This window comes from Pyrinomonadaceae bacterium (assembly GCA_036277115.1).
Lineage (GTDB): Bacteria > Acidobacteriota > Blastocatellia > Pyrinomonadales > Pyrinomonadaceae > UBA11740.
Window position 1 is genome coordinate 1,176,064 of record DASUNM010000023.1, and the last position, 16,063, is coordinate 1,192,126.

The window sequence follows — 16,063 nt, forward strand, 5'->3', positions numbered from 1 at the left end:
CCGAGTTGAGGCAATTTCTAATCGCGCTCCTGCTGCTGACCGCTTTCGTTTCACCTGCCCTGACGCAAAAACCGGATGCCGCCAAATCCCTTCCCGAACCCAGGGACGCCGGCGTGCGCGAGCGCGAACGACGGGCTTTGATCGAGTTCTATGAGGCGCTCGGCGGGCCCGACTGGATCGAGCGTGACTTCTGGGCCAGCGATCGTCCGGTCGGCGAGTGGCACGGCGTGACGACTGACGCCGACGGCTATGTCACGGTGCTGACAATCTATGACAACAACCTGATTGGCCCGATGTCTGCGGCCATCTGCCGTCTGGAGCGATTGCACACGATGCATCTTTCGTTCAACAAGATCTCGGGCGCCATGCCGGACAAGCTCGGCGACTGCCGCGCGCTCAAAAACTTTTGGGTGAAAGGAAACAAAATCACCGGACAACTGCCGGCGGGCGTCGCGGTGCTGCCCGAACTGGAGTATCTCGACCTGCACGCCAATGAAATGTCGGGTCCCCTGCCCACGGTCTGGAACACTCCCAAGCTCAAGATTGTCCGCGCTGAGGACAACCGCATTTCCGGTGAGTTGCCGGGCCAGTTGCTTCGCCAGCCGCTGCTCGAAGAATTCTTTATTCACAACAACGAGCTCGCGGGCTCGATTCCGACTTCGCTGAATCCAAATCTGCGCGCTGTGCTGCTCGCCAACAACAAACTGACGGGCACGATTCCGGCAGAGTTTGGAAAACTGAAAAAGCTCACCGACCTGCGTCTCAATCGAAACCAACTTTCGGGATCGATACCGGATTTCTCGGGAGCTACGTCGCTTCAGGTTCTGCGGCTTGATTACAACCGCCTGGTCGGGCCGATTCCCGACGGGCTGGCAAAGCGCTTAATGGTTTTCGACGCATCGCACAACCCGGGATTGGAACCAGTAAAGTAATGGCTAAGTTGGACGCGGCGGCCTATCTTCGGCGAATTAAATACGACGGCCCGCTTGAGCCTTCGGCTGAGACCCTCCGGCAACTGCATCTCGCGCACTTGCTGTCCGTTCCCTTCGAGAACCTGAGCATTCACGGCAACCAGCCGATCGTCCTGAGCGACGACGCGCTGTTTGAAAAGATTGTGCGCCGGCAGCGCGGCGGTTTCTGTTACGAGTTGAACGGGTTGTTTGCGGCCTTGCTGCGCGCGCTCGGATTTAAAGTGACGATGCTGTCGGCTGAGGTCGCTAACAACGAAGGGGAGTTTGGTGAACCCTTCGATCACATGACGCTGCTGGTAACGCTCGAGGAGCGTTGGCTCGCGGACGTAGGATTCGGCGATTCATTTCGCGAGCCTTTGCGCCTTGACGCGCGCGAACCACAAATCCAGGGTGACGACGCTTTCAAAATCGAAGAGACCGAAACTCATTTGATCATGTCGCGGCGCCGGGCGGAGGGTGACTGGCAACCGCAATATCGGTTTACCCTGGAGCCATACGGATTCGCGGACTACGACGAAATGTGTCGTTATCATCAAACGTCGCCGCAATCGCATTTCACGCAAAAGCGCATCTGTTCTCTGGCCACGATCGACGGTCGATTGACGCTGAGCGATTTGCGTTTGATCACCACGCGTGGCCGGGAGCGAGAGGAACTTGATGTCGCCGACGAACCGCAGTATGCCGATGTGCTGCGAGAGAAGTTCGGCATTACCCTCGAAATCTGATGACGGCCGCCAACGGAACCTTCGCCCATCGTCGCGCGCAGCGCGCGCTTGAGCGCCAACTTGAGTATCAGCAGCAGAAGGCGCAAAAACTTCGGGGGCACGAAACGCAGTTAATCTCGGGGATGACGCAAGCGTCAGCTGCAGTGCGCGCGAAATTGCAGCAAGTACATCCGCTCGCCGAGAACGCGCGCGTGTTGGAGGTCGGAAGCGGAGCGCACGGCTTGATCTTCTATTTCGGCTCGCCGAACGCCATCGGAGTAGATCCACTCGCGCATCACTACTCGTCACTGTTTCCGGGATGGCAAAGAGAGGCCACGACGATCGGCGCGTGCGGCGAAGCACTCCCCTTCCCGGACCATTCGTTCGACGTCGTCTTGTGCGACAACGTCGTGGATCACGCTGAATCGCCTGCCAAAATCGTCTCGGAAATTGTGCGCGTCCTGGCGCCTTCAGGCGTGCTCTACTTCACGGTGAATGTGCATCATCCGATCTATTCGCTAGCCTCGGGAATTCACGGAATTTGGCAGCGTTTGGGTGTTCGGTACGAAGTCGGCCCATTCGCGGATCACACCGTTCACCTGACAGTTCCGGGCGCCCGCGAGTTGTTCGCGCGGCAACCTTTACGCATCGTCAAACAGACAACGGATCTCGAAGTGGCAAAGGCCCGGGCCCACAACACGCGCGCGCGTCACGCCGGCGATCGTCTGAAACGCGTGTTTTTCAAGAACGCCGTTTACGAGGTGATAGCCGTTCGCGAGTGACTCGCGCGTTGAGCGGCACAGACTTCAGTCTGTTCACCCGTCGAACTCACAGACTAAAGTCTGTGCCACTCTGATAGTGATGACAATTCAGGATGCTTACACGGACTGGTCCGCGACTTACGATTCAGATCGAAACCTGACGCGCGATTTGGATCAGCACGTCGCGCGCCAGGAACTTGCTCGCTTCCACTGTCGATCAATTCTTGAGGTTGGCTGCGGCACGGGAAAGAACACGCCGCTGCTCGCCTCGATTGGCGAACATGTGCATGCGCTGGATTTTTCGGCGGGCATGATCGAGAAAGCGAGAGCGAAAGTAACATCGCCGAATGTCACTTTCGAAATTGCCGACATTACACAGCGGTGGCCTGCTAAAGATCAATCATTCGATCTGATCGTCTGCAATCTCGTCCTCGAACACATCGAAGACCTCAATTTTATTTTTGCTGAAGCGTCGCGCGTGCTGGTCGAAGACGGAAGGTTTTTTATCTGTGAGCTTCACCCGTTTCGACAATACCTGGGGACACAGGCGCGCTTTCAACGTGCGGATGACACGCAGCACATCACCGCTTTCACGCATCACGTAACGGACTTCACGAACGCCGCCCTGGCAAACGGTTTAATGGTTAAGGAAATGAGAGAGTGGTGGCACGACGAAGACGAAGGCAAGGCACCCCGCCTGATCTCGTTTCTATTTGAGAATCACGTACCACAATTGAATTGTTAGTGCTGCTTTTCTTTGCGCAGCCGCTCGAGAAGTTGGTTGATGCTCTCTAGCAGTGCGTGCGCGTTACGATCCACGCGCGCGACGGTGTCGCGTTGGGCTTCGGTCAGCGGCGCTTCGCGGTCGCGCTCAAGACACTGACACAAGCCGATAATTGCATTCAGAGGCGTGCGAAGCTCGTGCGTCACATTTCTGACGTACTCGGGTCCCAAGTCGTCCTGGGCCAGCAATGCTCCGTTGAGGCGCACGCGGTTGTGAGGTATGTCCAAATCGCCGTTCATGATCCCGTCGTCCCGCTTTCCGACCGCTTCTTCAGTCAGATCCAAGGACGCTCCTTTGTTCGAAGTTTGCGTGAGGCCCGGGGAGTTGTTCGCTTCGCACGTGGTTCTTTCTGACGTCAAAGCAGGAGGCTGATCCGCAGAACTCACATCATTTGAGTAGTCAAGGATTGTGCCAGCCGTGATCCGCGGACAGCAGTGGGAAAACAGGATTATGCGCCAGTAGGGTTAATAAATTGGCACTGTAATCGGCCATCTAACGAGCGATTCCGGTACGAAGTGTTACTCCCCGTTCTTCGCCAGGAAGCGGGTAATCAGATTATTGAGTTGATCAAAATCGATGGGCTTCGTTACGTACTCGTTACATCCAGCCGCGAGCGCCGCTTCGCGCGATTCAGCACCATCATGCGCTGAAACCGCGACGATCGGCACATCGCGGAACTCTTCACACTCACGAATTCGTCTCGTGGCGGCCAGGCCATCAAGCTTCGGCAGACTCAGGTCCATGAGGATTAAGTCAGGATGCTCGCTCAAAGCCACCTCAACTGCCTGCTCGCCGTCGGTTGCTTCGATCACACTATGACCAGCCATCTCGAGCAGACGCCGCATCATGAAGCGACTATCTTCGAAATCCTCAACAACCAGGAAGAGTTCTTTCTCTCTCATTTAGTTAAGCCTACTCCTCACCGCGCCCTATTAGCATGACAAGCATACGCCGAAACAACCTTGTTTTGCTCTCGCACTGAAACGCGACACAAAATCACAACGCAATCGAGCCTATTTCGTACAGGTTTACCAGTATCATCGGTTTTACGCGATGAAAGCTGCATCTTCTATGCAATTAGACCCCGCGGCCCTCGAAGATCTGGGCCGAGCGACGCTCAGAATCGTTCACGATCTCAAGAACCAGCTTAATGGACTCAAATTGTACGCCACGTTTCTGCGCAAGCGTCTGGAGCGCGACGAACATTCGCCGGAAGAGCGCGAGACGATTGTGAAACTTGTCGCTGGTTTAGATCGTGCGGCGAGAGATTTGACGGCGCTGGTGCGATACGCACAGCCACAGGATCTGCGACAACTATCGGGCGTCGACCTGCGCAGCGTAATCCAGGCGGCCGCCCATGATCCAGCGCAGCGAGTCACCGGCGCCCTGAGTGGAAGCCTCTTGGGGGATGTCAGCGATGGGCCACTTGTCGGGGTATTCGATCCGCATTCGCTCGCCGATGCATTCAGCTCTCTGGCGCGCGAAGCATTCGCCGGCCGCAGCGCAAGTGGTGAATCCGCCGTCACGTTGCACGCCGAAAGAAGTGCCGGCGAAGGTTCCGCGAAAGCCATCATCGAATGGCGTGGCTTAACCTTGCGCGAAGGTATTGAGCCTGGCATCCATGCACAGTTCGCTAAACGCGCGATTGAAGCCCACGGTGGCGTGGTTGAATTCGATCGCGACAAAATTCGTGTCACTTTACCTCTCTCCGAATAAATCCAAAAGGAGTTCTACGTAATCAGAATGAGCAAAGCAAAGAACAAAGATACTCGGATTCTGGTTGTTGACGACGAACCGCTGATGAGCGATTCGCTGCGGCAACACCTCACGGATGAGGGTTACGCGGTTGATGTAAGTTCCAGCGGCACTCAAGCCATCGATCTTTTCGACGGTGGCGCGCATCACCTGGTCATTTGCGATCTGCAACTGCCGGACATGGACGGGCTCGAGTTGCTGCGTCACATGAAAGACGCAAAGCCGTCGACGGAAGTGATCGTGGTGACGGGCTACGGATCAGTGCAAGTCGCGGTCGAGGCAATTAAATCAGGGGCGTTCTACTTCGTCGAGAAACCATTCGACTTTGAAGAGTTGTCGCCGCTGGTTGAGAAGGCCCTCGAGCGGCGCGAGCTGGTGGCTGAGACCGCGAACATGCGACGGCAACTCTCGACGCGCGCTGAGTACTTCAACATCATCGGATCGTCGAAACCGATGCAGACGATCTACGAAACGATCGAGTCAGTCGCGAAGTCCGACGCAAACGTTTTGATCGTCGGCGAGTCCGGCACGGGCAAAGAACTCATCGCCAACGCAGTGCACTACAATTCGCTGCGCGCGAAGAAGCCTTTCATCAAAGTGAACTGCGCAGCTTTGCCAAAAGAACTGATCGAATCCGAATTATTCGGTCACACCAAAGGCGCCTTCACCGGCGCTCATGCCGACAAAGAAGGCCTCGTGCAACACGCCGCCGGTGGCTCGCTGATGCTGGACGAAATCGCGGAAATGCCTGTGGAGTTGCAGCCGAAACTGCTGCGCGTACTTCAGGAACGCAGTTGCCGCAAAATCGGTTCAGAGAAGAGCTATCCGGTGGATTTCCGCCTGATTTGCTCGACCAATCGCATGCCGGCCGATGCCATCCGCGACGGACTTTTGCGCGACGACCTTTTTTATCGCATCTCGACCATCACCATCCACGTGCCGCCTCTGCGCGAGCGGATGGAAGACATTCAGTTACTCAGCGATCACTTTTTCAAAGAGTATTCCGAGAAGTACGACCGGCCACTTAATGGCGTGTCGCAGTCAGCCTACCAGCGTCTCTTCTCTCATTCCTGGCCCGGTAACGTCCGCGAACTGCAGAACGTCATCGAGCGTGCGGTGCTTTTGGCTAAGGGCGATCGCATCGAACCCGTCGATCTGCCTTTCGACAACGGCACTGCGCCGTCTGCTACTTCACCGACGATGGCCTGGGATGTTCCACCTAATATGACCCTCGAGGACATCGAGAAGTTCGTCATCGAGCGCACCCTGCAACGGACCGGCGGTAACAAGCAGAAAGCTGCAAATATGCTTGGCATTTACCGGCCGCGCCTTTACAGTAAGATCAAGAAGTATCGGATTGGCTCGGACGCCGTGAGCGCGAACTAAGGGAAACTACCAACAAAGAAGGACCCGACCGTGCAATCAAACCCTGAAGACCGTCGTCAGTCTCCCAGGCTCGATGCAAACCTTCAAGCGCGCCTCGAATTCAGCGTACTGCTGCGCGAAGCTGAGAGTAGCGAGACCGGCGTGCAACACATGCGCGCGGTGGCGGGCCACACCGTCAATCTCAGCACGGTTGGTCTCGCGGTGATGCTGCACGCGCAGAATATCGATCCGCAATACCTGACCGGCGGCGAAAACTCAATGTCGATCGAGCTTGATCTGCCGAGTGGCGTTTCGATCGAGATCGAAGCCATGCCCGTTCGCTACGAAAAGCGGGACGACGGCTATCTGATCGGCGCGCGCATCACCGAAATCAGTGAGCGCGATCGTGAACTGTATGATGAGTACTTGCGGGAAATTGCGGGAGCCTAATCCCACTGAACATCCAACTCGCAATAACGAAGCGACAAATCTTTACAGCACTGATAAGAACCGAGCCAGCGTCATACCAAACGCAAACAGGAAGGCATAGACAAACCGATCCAGACGGACGAGTGGCTTCCCTTGACGCCGACGCAGCCAGCCTATTCCGACCATCGTCAACGCTGCCAATAACGGTATGAGCACCAGACTCAGACCGGGGAAGCGGGAACTGCGAAAGAACCTATAGGGAAAGAATATCGTGAGAAGTAGGCCGGCGATCGCGCCGAGAGCAAAACAGATTATCGCCGCCAGAAACCTGCTAACCGCGGTGGGCCACCAATGCGTCTTCGAAAGTTTTTGAGATGATCCTTCAAATAACCCTTCCACAAAGACCGTCAGGATAAGTTCTAGTAAAAGCCCAAGCATGGATTTGGCGCACGAAGGCTAAGTTGCTGCTACACGATTTCATAAGTAGCCACGCTCGTCGGCGTCTCAAAGCATCTCACTTTGTAAATCTGCACGCGCTCGTCGTTAATCTTCGCGGCCAACTTTTCCAACACAAACCGCGCGACATTTTCCGCCGAAGGATTCTGTTCCACGACAAACGGCTCGAGCTCATTCAAGTTCTTGTGATCCAGATACGTAACCAGATCGTCGGCGGCCTGCTTTAGCTCAACAAAGTCCACCAGCAAACCGATGTTGTTCAACTCCTTGCCGCGCGCATAGATTTCGATCTTGTAATTGTGGCCGTGCAGGTTTTCGCACTTTCCCCGATAGCCGCGCAGTTGATGCGCGCTGGAAAAATTGCGCTCGATCATGACTTCAAATTGTCCGGGCATGGAACTTAGTTTCAGGTTTCAAGTTTAAAGTTTCAAGTTGGGGGCTTGTTGGCGGTACGACTTTGGCCTTTCTCATTCACACCGCGGCTTTAGCCCGGGGCAACGCAACTCAGACACAAGAAACCGTTTGAACGGTTTCCTTTCGCGGCGTGCCAACCGTGATCGCCGCGCTAAAGCGGCGGCGAGACCGAGACATTTTAAAATTGAACCTCGCCTACTTGCCTTCCATTTCCTTCCGCAAGCTGAGCGGGCGCATGTCGGTCCAGACTTCTTTAATGTAAGCCAGGCATTCCTCTTTTGTGCCTGTCTTGCCGGCGTCGTTCCAGCCGAGTGCGTTTTCGCGATCGGCCGGCCAGATCGAATACTGCTCTTCGTGGTTAACGACAACCTTGTAGATGGTTCTGTCTTCTCGTTCTTCGCTCATCTTAACCTCCAGAGGGATGGGATCTCAGTTTCAGGTTTAAAGTTTCAAGTTGCGAGCCGGCGTTACTTTGCGACTTGGCGTGAAGCGCCCCCGTTACAAACCTGAAACCTGAAACTTGGAACTTGAAACTTCCCTCTCGAACACGGAACGTAAATCCTCGATCTTCGAAGTGACCCGGCACGGCGGCAGGCTCTTGAGAAACTGTTGCCCGTACATCTTCGTCCGCAGCCGCGGATCGAGCACCGCGAGCACGCCGCGATCCGATGTGCTGCGAATCAGACGACCCAATCCCTGCTTCAAGCTGATGATCGCCTGCGGCACGCTGTACTCGTAGAAGCTTGAGCCGCCCATCTCTTCAATGTGCCGCTGCCGCGCGGCGACGACCGGATCGGTCGGAACCGCGAACGGAAGCTTGTCGATGATCACACACGATAGTTGGTCGCCGCGTACATCGACACCTTGCCAGAAACTCGCCGTCGCAAACAAAACGGCGTGCGGCGTCTCGCGAAACTTTTTCAGCAGAGCGCCTTTCGAGGCGCTGCCCTGCACAAAGCACGGATAGTCGATCTGCGACGCCACTCGATCGTAAAGCTCGTTCATGCCCGCGTTACTGGTGGAAAGCACGAACGCGCGCCCTTCCGTCGCGTTCACGATCTTGATCACTTCATCCGCCGCGGCGCGTCCCCATTGGGGCGAGCGCGGGTCAGGCATCGAAGGCGGCAAGTACAGCACGGCCTGATTCTCAAAATCGAAGATCGATTCCGCGAACATCTCTTCGCTTTCGTCCAGCCCCAGACGCTCGCGTATGAAGCGAAAGTTCCCGGCGCTGGAAAGCGTGGCCGAGGTCAGAACCACGGTCGGCACTTTCTCGAAGAGACGATCCTGAAGCAATCCCGAAACATCAATGGGCGACGCGCGCAGGAATACCCCGCGGCCCCGCCGCTCCAGCCAATAAACGAATTTCTGATCATCCGCCTTAACGACGAAGCTCAGCGAGAAGCGCAACTCGCGTGTGCGCCGCAGAATGTTCTCAGCATCCGGTGGTGGATCCTTGAGAATCGCCAGCGTTGTCTCCAAACGATAAAGCGCCTTGTCGAGCGCATCGCTCGGAGCGCCCGCTTCTTCGTCTTCGACGCCTTCCCTCACAGTCGTGCTACTGCCCCGATTCGGCGTTAGCGCAAACCTTCCTTCCAACCCGCGCCCCTCACGAAACGAAACCCAAAACGCATCCGCGAATCGCTGCACGCGCGCGCTAATCCGCGCCAGCTGTCTTTCCACTTCATGCTCCTCAAGCCGCAACGCGCCCACGTCGTAAAGCAGATCATCAATCTGATAATTCGAGACCTGCACGCCAAAGTATTCCGAAGCGACGTCTTCGATCTGATGCGCTTCGTCGAGGATTACCGCCGCGTAATCCGGCAGCACCGCGCCATACGCGCCATTTCGCAAAGCCAAATCGGCAAAGAAAAGATGATGATTGACGACGATGATGTCGGCATCCAGAGCCCTCTGCCGCATGCGCGTGACGAAGCATGGCTCGTAATCCGGGCACTTTTGTCCCAGACAAGTATCTGAGCGCGCATCGATATGTCGCCAGAACGGCAGGTTCTCAGGCAGGTTTGAAAGTTCCGCGCGATCGCCCGTTTCCGTCGTCGTCGTCCAGCGAAACACTTCGTCGAATTGATCGATCTGATCGAGTCCTTCCAGCACCGGCGTGCTTTCCGCGCGCTTGATCCGGTGCAGACACGCGTAATTGTTCCGCCCCTTCATCACGGCCGCGCGAAACTTCGCCGGCAAAGTCTCTTGAAGAAACGGAATGTCCTTCTCCATCAACTGTTCTTGCAGATTTTTTGTGCCGGTCGAGATGACTATGCGCGCGCCACTACCGACCGCCGCCGCGATCGCCGGCACCAGGTAGGCAAGCGTCTTACCGGTCCCGGTGCCCGCTTCGACGATTAAGTGGCGCTTCTGCTCAAACGCGCGCAGAACCGCCGACGCCATTTCAATCTGGCCCGGCCGGTGTTCGTATTCAGGATGAGTCCTGGCAATCAGGCCTTCCGGCCCAAAGACTTCTTGCATGAGAGAAGTACTTTAACTGGAAAGGAGTAAATGGTGAATCGTTCGGGGCAGTAGCCCGACCGTCAGGGAGGGCTTATCAGAAATCTGTGAAATCTGCGGATAAGAACCTACGCCCTCCCTGACGGTCGGGCTACTGCCCCGATGCCGTCTGCCTCCTGCCTCCTGCCTACTGGCATCTTCGACCGCGCCCGAGGTGACTCATCACTCATGACTCATCAGTGCTCTTCCGGTTTCACTTGAAACATCGAGCCTGAACCCCGAAACTCACGGCATGAACGTCGAACTGGATGAGGATCCGCGCTCCGAAGACTTTCGCACGCTGGTCGATGGCGTGCGCTTATTCAACCGCGATCGCACCGGCGAAGAATGGCCGCGGCCTGTCGCTTTCTACGCTCGCGACGCGGAGCGGCGCATTATTGCAGGCGTACAGGGAACCTTGTGGGGACGCTCGATGCACATTGACGTGCTCTGGGTTGATGAGCAACACCGCGCCTGCGGCTATGGTTCGAAATTAATGACGGCAGTTGAGAGCTATGCGGCCGCTCACGCCCACCCGCTGCTCTATCTCGAGACGACCAGCTTTCAGGCACTTCCGTTCTATGAAGAATTAGGTTATCGAATCTTCGGCGAGCTGCCCCAAATTAGCGAAGGACACACGCTGTATTTCTTAATGAAGGAAGTGAACTGATACCGCTTTTGCGAGCAACGATCGGTGCAGTAGCCCGACCGTCAGGGAGGGCTACTGCACCGAAGCAGCATCGTAGACCGCCCTGGCAATCTTCGCGATCACGCCTTCGCGCGTCGCTTCATCCGCCGGCGAGTCTGCCACGAAGACCGCAATCGCCACTCGCTTTCCATTTGGCAGAGTAATGATGCCGATATCGTTTGTCGCCGCGGTCACCCCTTTGTCCGTACCCGAAGTCCCCGTCTTGTGCGCGACCGCCGTACCCGCGGGCAGCAATCCCTTCAAACGCTTCTTCCCCGGCTTCGATTCCGTCATGAACTTCAACAACACGACTTGTGATGATTCCGACATTCCGCGGCGTTCGTGCAGCGCGCGCAACAAAGCGACCGACGCCTCAGGCGTGGCCCAGTTGCGATACTGCGCGGTATTGTTCTGACTAAAGGTCTGCTCAGTATCGAGCACAATCATATCTTTGATACCCAGCTCGGTCAGATAAGCCTGCACCCCCGACGGCCCACCAACGAGCCTCATCAAGACGTCCGACGCCGTGCCGTCACTCTCAGCAATCGCATACCGCAGCAGATCTTCCAACGTCACTGAAGTGCCGTTCGGATGCCGGTCGCGAATCGGCGAGTGCGCCCGGCGCCCCACCATCTCACTTTTGAGGACCTGAATTTTGTCTGCGAGCTTTAACTTTCCCGCGTCGACTTGCTTCATCACCGCCATGCTAATCGGCAGCTTATAGACGCTCTGCATCGGAAAATGTTCGTGCGGATTGAGCGAGGCGAGGGTCTCGCCGGAGTCTAACGCGACCGCAGTTACGCCGACCTTGCCTTTGGCCTCCGCCGCAATTTCTTTGATTTGATTTTGGAGCCCTTCGTTCTCAGCGCTGGTTACCTGCGGACTCGACACTGGAGTCGAGGGAATTTGAACATTTGAAGTTGGACTCTGGACGTTCTGTTCTGAGCCACAGCCCGACACCAGAGTAATTACGAAGAAGGCGAACGAAACTATTATTCTCATTTTTTTGCGCAGGGCCTTTATATTTGGAGTCACGATTTACTCGCCGGTTGGAAGGCGGCTTTCGCGTCGTCAGGGCCCAACAATAATCAAGCGAGATCTGGCTGGGAATCAGTTCATCAAATCGGGCGACTTCGCGCCTCTGGCGCGGCACATGGCGGTAAGCCATCGGCTTACCGGCCCGCGGTTGCGTTTGATTTCGCGGCTTCGCCGCCGCGGAGGCTGAGCCTCACTTCTGAGGCATAGCCTCAGAAGTTTTTGATAACAACTCTCCGGAAAGGCGAAGCCTTTCCGCTATGTGCTGCGGCCGAGCCGCCAAGGATGAACTAACTTCTGCCCTCTGACCTCTGATCTCTGTCCTCTGTCCTCTGTCCTCTGTCCTCTGATGTCTGACTTCTGATGTCTGATGTCTGATGTCTGCTCTCTGCCCACCGCTCACTGCCCACTGCCCACTGTCTTGTGATCGACTAACTCTCCGCTGTTAGCTCGCCATGCACCGAAGCCCGACACAGGAATCGAAGTAGCCGCCGGTAACTCGGCCGGCGCCACCCCACCTTCTAATTCCGGCCGCGTCTCTTTCTGAAAGAACCATGCATAGGCCGCTCGCATCAGTCCGACCAGAAACATCGTCAGCAGCACTGCCTGCGAGATTTTTTCAAACGGCGTATCGCTGACGGCGCTCTCCACCAAACGATCGTTCGGCGGGAACAGCGCCGCGAGCAGAAAATAAGCCGGAATCAAAATCACGCTCAGCAGCATCAAGAACGCACCCTGCTTAATACCCTTTCGCCGCTTTGAATCCGCGCGCTGCTTTCGGCCATCGCCGGCCACAAGCTCGCTGAGGCCGTGCAGCGACAATCCACAGCGTGAGCAAAACTGAACGTGGTCAGCGCCCGATGTCTTGTTTTGACCTCTGCCGTCTGACTTCTGACCTCTAATTTCTTGCGAACATTTTGGACAGAACATGAAAACCTCCCGTCGGTTCGGTGAGATGCTTACGGTTTCACTACGACGACGACTACCATCCAGTTCCTTTTGCTTTGGACTTTGGACTTTGGACCTAACTCGAAACCCGAAACTCGAAACTTTTTTGCTCACTGCTCACCGCTCACTCTTAAAGGCCATCAGCATCAGCCCGGCCATATATAGCCCCAGCGTGAAGAAAGAAATATAGCCCGTGGCGGGCGCGAACATTGGCGCGTCGAGCGTGCCGAGAGAAACTCCCTGCGCCAGCGCCCCGGCCAGACGCTTGAGCCAACCTCCGTCCGGCGCATAGAGACTGGCCAGCAGCATGTGCTTGAGGACGAATGCAGTGCCAAAAAGCACTACCAGGCTGCGTAACAGACGCCGCGCATCGAAAGCTGAAAACTGGTTATTCCAAAGCGTCCACAGAAAAAAGAATGAGAAGAGCCAATGTAATAAGCCACGTTCCGGCAGTACCGAATTGAACGCCTGCGCCGACGCGAAGAAGAGAGTCAGCAGCAGCCAGATGTGGCTTACATTCCGCAGAGGTGGATGGTCGGCGCCGATCCACGAACGCAATTCGATCAAGCCCCCGCGTACAAACAGCAGCATCAGGAGGACGGCCAGAACGAGAGTTATCAACGGCGGCGGGAAAAATATAAACGCGCGATCGTCGGAGCTGACTCGCAAGCCGCCCAACAGCGCCACCGTCAGGAAAATAAGCGGCAGAACCCAATAAGTTACGAGCGCCTGATTCCGCAACCGGTAAGCAGTGGGCAGTGACAAGTCAGAACCGCCTGCGGACCGGGGTCCCCGCGCGGGCAGCCCGCGTGGGGTGGTGGTTGCGGGCGGGTCATGAAGGACAGCAGGCGTCAATTCGCGATCAGATCGCTGCGATGACACAACGTCGCCCCTCTCGACAGGTATCAGTTCAGTCGCAGATGCGCTATCAACCGCCTCCACGTCGACTGCGTCCAGATCGTCGCCGCTTGTTTCTCTTAACTCCTCAGTCTTCACTCTTCGCTTCTTTCGTTTTCCGTCACCTGTAACCTGTCACCGTCACTCGTCATTCATCACCCGTTGCACATCCCTCATCACTTCTTAATGCCCGCGTCAACTACGAAACGGATCGCATCCGTTACGACGTGTGGCTCGTCGAGTTGAATGTGATGGCCACTCCTCTCCGCAACAACTGTCTTGCTGTTTCGGGAGAGGTTAGCAAGCCCAACCTTCTGTTGCCTCTTCTCCTCGTGGATCCGCTTCCACTCGTCGGCTGCAATACCGGGCGGCGGGTTGCCGGCATCAGGTTTCGTTAACAGGACCACTAGAGGTTTATCGCCCAGTTGGTACGGCGTTTTAGCCCTAGCCAGGTACATCGCGTGCAATTCTTCGGCCCAGAAATCGGCCCCTGCAGCTGCGCGCGGCGGTTGAGACCGAAACCAGATGCGCATCGCCTGAGTAGACACGGGCAGCTTGTCGAACGGCGGTTCGGTCTTCGGCGCCCCGAACAGTTTTTGATTGAACTCGAACTGTTTGATGTCTTCTGCGGCGGCAGGCTTCGGCGGGCTGTTCCGCATCGTTTGCACAGGAGGGACCCCTATCCCTTTAGCCCCTGCCCGCACCTGAACAACTTTGCCTTGATACATCAGGGTCGTGTCTTCGTGCGTGGGATCAACCAGCACCATCCCGGCAACCTCATCAGGATATTGTTCGGCATAGACTCGCGCGATCAGTCCGCCGATCGAATGTCCGACGAGCACGAAGGGCGCTTTATTCCGGGCAGCTTTCAACAGCAGGTGAAGTTCGTAAGCTTCCTGCCTCATGGTGCGCGGTATCGGGCCGGGATCACTCCAGGCGATCCCGGCGCGGTCATAGCTGCACACGCGCGCAAAACGGGACACGTCCGGCTGGACCAAGCCCCAGTCGAACGAGAAATCACCGCCACCTGCGATTAGCACAACCGTCGGCACACTTTTGCCTGTTTTGCCTGTGCAATTGAGGTGTAAGCGGTAGCCTCCCACATCAACCAATTTTCCGGGAGGCGAATAGGTGAGGTTCTTATCTCCCTGGCCGACGGCTGTCACTGACACCAGCAGTAAGAACACAAATGCAGTAACTCTCACAGACTTATCACCTCATGCTTACCGCTCGTTCGTTAACTCATAGATCAATGATTCAATGATTCATTACTCATTACTCATTACTCATTACTCATTACTCATTACTCATTACTCATTACTCATTACTCATTACTCATCACTCATTACTCATTACTCATCACTCATTACTCATCACTGCTTGAGCCCACCCGCTACCGCAGGTGGTACTGACCTCTGACGTCTGGCCTCTGACTTCCGCCGTCTGCCTCCTGCCTGCATCCGTATTGCGCCTTCTCCTACACCCGACATCCAGTCTTTCTTCTATTCACGATTTACGATTCACGATTTACTGTCTCTCTCTCACTCATCACTCATCACTTTCTTGTCCGAAGAACCTTCAACGGATTAACGTCTCCCCAGGTGCGCTCCGTACCCTGTTCCAGCTCCGCCTTCAACTCTGCGGCCGTACGCATTTGCAGATTGTCATCCGCCACGGTGAGCGGCGCCGGCGAGAGCGCAATGGCCCGATTCGCTGCTTCCAGGCCCTGCCTGAACAGATCCTGATCGTAGTAAACGCGCCCCCAACCTTCGCGGTAGAACGAGTAGGCGACATAAAACTGTGTCTTGGGATCACTCTGGGCGGGGTCAGCGCGCTGCCACTCGTCGCGGGCGGCGCGAAATTGGTCGCGACGAAAGAGCGCGAGGGCGGCGTCAAACTTCTGCTGATCTACCTGGTAGGTACCGGTCGCCACCTGTGCTCCGGTAGCGACTTCCTTGAAGCTGCGCGGCTCGGTGGCAAACAGCCAAACAATCACGCCCGCGTAAAGCACGCTCACTGCGAGGCCAGTAATTTGAATAACCTTCTGCTTCATTTCTCAGTGTCGGTACGCACGTGTCCCGCGTGCTCCTGCTTTCTGCCGTCTGCCTTGGGCTGTATCGGTACGCACGCGTCTCGCGCGCTCCCTTGTCTCCCTGCCGTCTGTCTCTCTCTTGCGCCCCTTCAGGGCGCGGACGAATTTCTTCCGTGATCCAGGGGTGCGCTCGCTGCGCTCGCTTACCCCTGGCTACCTTCTTTCACGCCTTCAGCGTGATGTCTGCTGCCGCCTGCCTTCTGCTTTCATCCTTCATCCTCGCTCTTCACCTGCTCACTGCCCACTGCCACTCTTCTGCCGC

19 protein-coding genes are annotated in these 16,063 nt (G+C 56.3%); 8 read left to right on the forward strand and 11 right to left on the reverse strand.

What is annotated here, in order from left to right; genetic code table 11:
* Positions 1-5 precede the first annotated feature (5 nt).
* The 4 genes from VFX97_11825 to VFX97_11840 all read left to right on the forward strand — a co-directional run bounded on the left by VFX97_11825 (position 6) and on the right by VFX97_11840 (position 3,181).
* Complete coding sequence (locus VFX97_11825; GenBank protein HEX5703882.1) at positions 6-932, forward strand: hypothetical protein; 927 nt, start codon at positions 6-8, stop codon at positions 930-932.
* Positions 932-1,696 (forward strand): arylamine N-acetyltransferase, encoded by a 765-nt coding sequence (locus tag VFX97_11830; protein ID HEX5703883.1) that lies wholly within the window; start codon positions 932-934, stop codon positions 1,694-1,696. Before VFX97_11825 ends, VFX97_11830 begins: the two co-directional genes overlap by 1 nt.
* Positions 1,696-2,457 carry a class I SAM-dependent methyltransferase gene (locus VFX97_11835; GenBank protein HEX5703884.1) on the forward strand — a complete coding sequence of 254 codons (762 nt, stop codon included), beginning with the start codon at positions 1,696-1,698 and terminating at the stop codon, positions 2,455-2,457. Before VFX97_11830 ends, VFX97_11835 begins: the two co-directional genes overlap by 1 nt.
* A gap of 79 nt (positions 2,458-2,536) precedes the next feature.
* Positions 2,537-3,181 carry a class I SAM-dependent methyltransferase gene (locus tag VFX97_11840; GenBank protein ID HEX5703885.1) on the forward strand — a complete coding sequence of 215 codons (645 nt, stop codon included), beginning with the start codon at positions 2,537-2,539 and terminating at the stop codon, positions 3,179-3,181.
* Here the strand turns inward: VFX97_11840 and VFX97_11845 are convergent.
* Both VFX97_11845 and VFX97_11850 read right to left on the reverse strand, forming a co-directional pair.
* Positions 3,178-3,504, reverse strand: a complete 327-nt coding sequence (locus VFX97_11845) for a histidine kinase dimerization/phospho-acceptor domain-containing protein (GenBank protein ID HEX5703886.1) — start codon at positions 3,502-3,504, stop codon at positions 3,178-3,180. The genes VFX97_11840 and VFX97_11845 overlap by 4 nt on opposite strands.
* A 234-nt stretch (positions 3,505-3,738) precedes the next feature.
* Positions 3,739-4,122, reverse strand: coding sequence for a response regulator (locus VFX97_11850; GenBank protein ID HEX5703887.1), 384 nt, complete (start codon positions 4,120-4,122; stop codon positions 3,739-3,741).
* Between the two features lie 169 nt (positions 4,123-4,291).
* Here VFX97_11850 and VFX97_11855 point away from each other — a divergent pair, with 169 nt between their 5' ends.
* The 3 genes from VFX97_11855 to VFX97_11865 are packed head-to-tail and all read left to right on the forward strand — an operon-like array spanning position 4,292 to position 6,790.
* The gene (locus VFX97_11855) at positions 4,292-4,936 is read left to right on the forward strand and encodes a hypothetical protein (GenBank protein ID HEX5703888.1); all 645 of its coding nucleotides are present in this window, start codon (positions 4,292-4,294) and stop codon (positions 4,934-4,936) included.
* A gap of 27 nt (positions 4,937-4,963) precedes the next feature.
* Positions 4,964-6,361, forward strand: coding sequence for a sigma-54 dependent transcriptional regulator (locus VFX97_11860; GenBank protein HEX5703889.1), 1,398 nt, complete (start codon positions 4,964-4,966; stop codon positions 6,359-6,361).
* Between the two features lie 30 nt (positions 6,362-6,391).
* The gene (locus VFX97_11865; GenBank protein ID HEX5703890.1) at positions 6,392-6,790 is read left to right on the forward strand and encodes a PilZ domain-containing protein; all 399 of its coding nucleotides are present in this window, start codon (positions 6,392-6,394) and stop codon (positions 6,788-6,790) included.
* Positions 6,791-6,832: 42 nt separating this feature from the next.
* Here the strand turns inward: VFX97_11865 and VFX97_11870 are convergent, their stop codons facing one another.
* The 4 genes from VFX97_11870 to VFX97_11885 all read right to left on the reverse strand — a co-directional run bounded on the left by VFX97_11870 (position 6,833) and on the right by VFX97_11885 (position 10,123).
* Complete coding sequence (locus VFX97_11870; protein ID HEX5703891.1) at positions 6,833-7,207, reverse strand: hypothetical protein; 375 nt, start codon at positions 7,205-7,207, stop codon at positions 6,833-6,835.
* Between the two features lie 29 nt (positions 7,208-7,236).
* Entirely contained in the window at positions 7,237-7,620 is a 384-nt protein-coding gene (gene queD / locus VFX97_11875; GenBank protein ID HEX5703892.1) for a 6-carboxytetrahydropterin synthase QueD, read from the reverse strand.
* Between the two features lie 214 nt (positions 7,621-7,834).
* Positions 7,835-8,044, reverse strand: coding sequence for an MbtH family protein (locus VFX97_11880; protein ID HEX5703893.1), 210 nt, complete (start codon positions 8,042-8,044; stop codon positions 7,835-7,837).
* Between the two features lie 93 nt (positions 8,045-8,137).
* Complete coding sequence (locus VFX97_11885) at positions 8,138-10,123, reverse strand: helicase C-terminal domain-containing protein (GenBank protein ID HEX5703894.1); 1,986 nt, start codon at positions 10,121-10,123, stop codon at positions 8,138-8,140.
* 271 nt (positions 10,124-10,394) lie between these two features.
* On the opposite strand from VFX97_11885, the gene VFX97_11890 reads away from it, so the two are divergent.
* Complete coding sequence (locus VFX97_11890; GenBank protein ID HEX5703895.1) at positions 10,395-10,811, forward strand: GNAT family N-acetyltransferase; 417 nt, start codon at positions 10,395-10,397, stop codon at positions 10,809-10,811.
* 51 nt (positions 10,812-10,862) lie between these two features.
* Here VFX97_11890 and bla read toward each other — a convergent pair whose 3' ends face one another.
* The 5 genes from bla to VFX97_11915 all read right to left on the reverse strand — a co-directional run bounded on the left by bla (position 10,863) and on the right by VFX97_11915 (position 15,762).
* Positions 10,863-11,831, reverse strand: coding sequence for a class A beta-lactamase (gene bla / locus VFX97_11895; GenBank protein ID HEX5703896.1), 969 nt, complete (start codon positions 11,829-11,831; stop codon positions 10,863-10,865).
* 432 nt (positions 11,832-12,263) lie between these two features.
* A complete protein-coding gene (locus tag VFX97_11900) occupies positions 12,264-12,794 on the reverse strand; it encodes a hypothetical protein (GenBank protein HEX5703897.1) in 531 nt (176 codons plus the stop codon).
* Positions 12,795-12,929: 135 nt separating this feature from the next.
* Positions 12,930-13,808, reverse strand: coding sequence for a hypothetical protein (locus VFX97_11905; protein ID HEX5703898.1), 879 nt, complete (start codon positions 13,806-13,808; stop codon positions 12,930-12,932).
* 77 nt (positions 13,809-13,885) lie between these two features.
* Positions 13,886-14,914, reverse strand: coding sequence for an alpha/beta hydrolase (locus VFX97_11910; GenBank protein HEX5703899.1), 1,029 nt, complete (start codon positions 14,912-14,914; stop codon positions 13,886-13,888).
* A 350-nt stretch (positions 14,915-15,264) separates the two neighbouring features.
* Positions 15,265-15,762, reverse strand: coding sequence for a hypothetical protein (locus VFX97_11915; GenBank protein ID HEX5703900.1), 498 nt, complete (start codon positions 15,760-15,762; stop codon positions 15,265-15,267).
* Between the last annotated feature and the right edge of the window lie 301 nt (positions 15,763-16,063).

Excerpts from the sequence above, each read along its gene's own strand:
- VFX97_11830 (HEX5703883.1), top strand. The coding sequence starts at position 932 with ATGGCTAAGTTGGACGCGGCGGCCTATCTTCGGCGAATTAAATACGAC.
- VFX97_11835 (HEX5703884.1), top strand. The coding sequence starts at position 1,696 with ATGACGGCCGCCAACGGAACCTTCGCCCATCGTCGCGCGCAGCGCGCG.
- VFX97_11840 (HEX5703885.1), top strand. The coding sequence starts at position 2,537 with ATGACAATTCAGGATGCTTACACGGACTGGTCCGCGACTTACGATTCA.
- VFX97_11850 (HEX5703887.1), bottom strand. The coding sequence starts at position 4,122 with ATGAGAGAGAAAGAACTCTTCCTGGTTGTTGAGGATTTCGAAGATAGT.
- VFX97_11855 (HEX5703888.1), top strand. The coding sequence starts at position 4,292 with ATGCAATTAGACCCCGCGGCCCTCGAAGATCTGGGCCGAGCGACGCTC.
- VFX97_11860 (HEX5703889.1), top strand. The coding sequence starts at position 4,964 with ATGAGCAAAGCAAAGAACAAAGATACTCGGATTCTGGTTGTTGACGAC.
- VFX97_11870 (HEX5703891.1), bottom strand. The coding sequence starts at position 7,207 with ATGCTTGGGCTTTTACTAGAACTTATCCTGACGGTCTTTGTGGAAGGG.
- queD (HEX5703892.1), bottom strand. The coding sequence starts at position 7,620 with ATGCCCGGACAATTTGAAGTCATGATCGAGCGCAATTTTTCCAGCGCG.
- VFX97_11880 (HEX5703893.1), bottom strand. The coding sequence starts at position 8,044 with ATGAGCGAAGAACGAGAAGACAGAACCATCTACAAGGTTGTCGTTAAC.
- VFX97_11885 (HEX5703894.1), bottom strand. The coding sequence starts at position 10,123 with ATGCAAGAAGTCTTTGGGCCGGAAGGCCTGATTGCCAGGACTCATCCT.
- VFX97_11890 (HEX5703895.1), top strand. The coding sequence starts at position 10,395 with ATGAACGTCGAACTGGATGAGGATCCGCGCTCCGAAGACTTTCGCACG.
- bla (HEX5703896.1), bottom strand. The coding sequence starts at position 11,831 with ATGAGAATAATAGTTTCGTTCGCCTTCTTCGTAATTACTCTGGTGTCG.
- VFX97_11900 (HEX5703897.1), bottom strand. The coding sequence starts at position 12,794 with ATGTTCTGTCCAAAATGTTCGCAAGAAATTAGAGGTCAGAAGTCAGAC.
- VFX97_11915 (HEX5703900.1), bottom strand. The coding sequence starts at position 15,762 with ATGAAGCAGAAGGTTATTCAAATTACTGGCCTCGCAGTGAGCGTGCTT.